Raw genomic sequence first — 2530 nt, forward strand, 5'->3', positions numbered from 1 at the left:
GCCAAGAAATAGGCAGGAGAATATGCAACGAAAGCTCGATACTCTATTGGACAGCAAAACAAAACATACCTGTTTACGTGCCAGGCATCACAGACGGAGCAGTCGGATACCAGATATGGTTCTTCTCACAAGACCATGACTTCAGAATCAACTTGTTGAAAGATGAAAGCGAACTGAACGACATTGTTTTCACCGCAGAGAAGACTGGTGCATTAATCATTGGAGGAGGCATCTCAAAGCATCATACTATTTGGTGGAACCAGTTCAGGGATGGATTGGATTATGCTGTTTATATCAGCACCGCTGTCGAGTGGGATGGAAGCCTGTCTGGAGCAAGACCAAGAGAAGCTGTTTCATGGCATAAAATAAAGGAAAAGGCAGACCACGTAATGATTGAGGGGGATGCTTCCGTAATTCTCCCCATAATGGTAAGTTCGCTTATAACGAGAAAAACGAAACAAGAAATGAAATAAAGGAATATCTTTTTCCCAGTTCAAATTCGACAATCAACTATTTAAAAGATGGACATAATAAGACATGTAAATTGGTCTGTGTCTAGAGGTGGAAATTTGGCTGTTTCAAGGGAAGAACTGGCTAAGATGATAGATTCCACAATTGTCAAGGCAACGGCAACCAAAAGTGATATTGAAAAACTGTGCAAAGAAGCTGTACAATATGGTCTTGGATGCATTTGCGTTAATCCCGTTTATGTAAAAATGGCTGCGACACTCTTGAAGGGCTCAAATGTTAAGGTTTGCTCAACGATCGCGTTTCCCTTCGGGGTTACGCTGCCGGAAATGAAGGCTTTGGAGGCTGTTAAAGCGATAGAGAACGGAGCAGAGGAATTGGACATGGTTATCAATCTGAGTGCGCTGAAATCCGGAGATTATGAAGCTGTTAAGAGGGACATAGCGGCTGTTGTCGATGTTAAACGCTTATCAAAGAAGATAGTTGTCAAGGTCATTATTGAAACAGCCCATTTGACAAACGAAGAGAAAATAGTCGCGTGCAAGCTTGCTAAGGAGGCTGGAGCAGACTTTGTGAAGACTTCAACCGGCTTGTTCGGCAAGGGAGCAACAATTGAAGACGTTAAGTTAATGCGACGTACGGTAGGCACACGTATGGGTATCAAGGCGGCTGGCGGCATAAGGACGTACGCTGACGCGGTGGCCATGATTAGAGCTGGTGCAAACAGGATTGGAACGAGCACAGCAGTGGCGATAATTAAGGGAGCACCATAAGTCTTTCACATTTTTTCTGGCGCCACTATCCCTATGAGGTTAAGTGTGTTTCTCAGCACGATTCTTACGGCGTCAACCAAGGCGAGCCTTGCGTCGCTGAGTTCTTTCGGTTCGGCTCTTATAACTGGCAAAGCGTTGTAAAACGTGTTGAATTTGTCGGCTAAGGCGTTGGCGAAGTCAGCGATTAGATTGGGCTTGAGAAGCTCTGCTGCCTCGATGAAGATGTCTGGAAAACTTGCCAGAGCCATGACTATTTCACGCTCCAACTTCTCCTTTAGCAGGTTGTAGGCTGGTTTTTCGGGTTTTCTTGCGGCCTTTCTTAGGATGCTGCATGCCCGGGCATGAGAGTATTGTATGTATGGTGCGCTGTTTTTCTCGAAGTTGAGCACTCTGTCCCATGTGAACACGACGGGTTTTGAGGGGTCAACCTCTACGAGGGCGTATCGTACCGCACCCATGCCAACGAAGTTTGCGATTTTCCGTTTTTCTCCCTCTGACAGTTGCGGGGAGCGCTTCGAAACCTCTTCGTATGCCCGTTTTATCGCTTCGTCCATGACTTCGTCGAATGTTATGTATCGTCCTCTTCGGCTTGACATTTTATAGCTTGGAAGAGTCACAAGGTTGTAGGCGAAGTGAGAAAGATTGTCTGCGTAGTTGCCGTAGCCCAATGCGTGCAAGGCTATTTTCAATTGCAGTTGCGCTAGACTCTGCGGCATTCCAACAACATTGATGACTTGTTCAGCCCTTTCAAACTTCCACAAGGTGTAAGCGATGTCTCGTGTTGTGTAGAGTGTCGTGCCGTCAGCGCGCACAAGCGTTAAAGAGGGAACCTCGTAATCGTCTCTCAAGCCAAGCTTCTTCTTCAAGCCAAAATCTTTAACTACTTTTTCAGCGGCAAATTCCAGAACGCCGCCTAGAGTGAAAACGTATGGTGTCTTCTTCAGTTTTTCAAGAATTTTTTGCACCCGATTGCTCCACACCAGTTCGCCTTCCCAATCCCATGAATCATAGAAGACTTCTGCGCGGCTCAGGGTCTCCTTGAAGCCTTCTAGACATGATTCGCTGACTTCCCGTATTGTTTGTCTAGCCTTCTCATCTCCAGCCTCGTATGCCCTGTTTAACTCGTTAACCGTGGTTTCCGGGTTTTCGTCCTCGTTTATTCTTTGTAGAAGTTTCTCAAAGAGCTCGGGGTATTTGTCTTTGAGCTCAACAGCCACCGACATCCAGCTATCCAACTCTTTGTTGATTTTTGTGATTTCTTCTGTATCAGAAACGGTTTTTGCACGTTC

At 45.9% G+C, this 2530-nt stretch carries 3 protein-coding genes; 2 read left to right on the forward strand and 1 reads right to left on the reverse strand.

The window, feature by feature from the left end; all coding sequences use genetic code 11:
• Positions 1–473 (forward strand): deoxyhypusine synthase family protein (locus OEX01_09595; GenBank protein MDH5449236.1); only part of this gene is annotated, 473 nt, incomplete at its 5' end.
• Positions 474–599: 126 nt separating this feature from the next.
• Positions 600–1241 carry a deoxyribose-phosphate aldolase gene (gene deoC / locus OEX01_09600; protein MDH5449237.1) on the forward strand — a complete coding sequence of 214 codons (642 nt, stop codon included), beginning with the start codon at positions 600–602 and terminating at the stop codon, positions 1239–1241.
• A gap of 5 nt (positions 1242–1246) precedes the next feature.
• Here the strand turns inward: deoC and OEX01_09605 are convergent.
• Positions 1247–2530, reverse strand: a 1284-nt coding sequence (locus OEX01_09605) for an arginine--tRNA ligase (GenBank protein MDH5449238.1), incomplete at its 5' end; no start/stop codon positions are given.

The sequence above is a fragment of the Candidatus Bathyarchaeota archaeon genome (genome assembly GCA_029882535.1).
In the GTDB taxonomy this organism is placed as follows: Archaea; Thermoproteota; Bathyarchaeia; order Bathyarchaeales; family SOJC01; genus JAOUKM01.

What these genes read in the sequence shown, in the direction of transcription:
- deoC (MDH5449237.1), top strand. Translation starts at nt 600, where the DNA reads ATGATAGATTCCACAATTGTCAAGGCAACGGCAACCAAAAGTGATATT.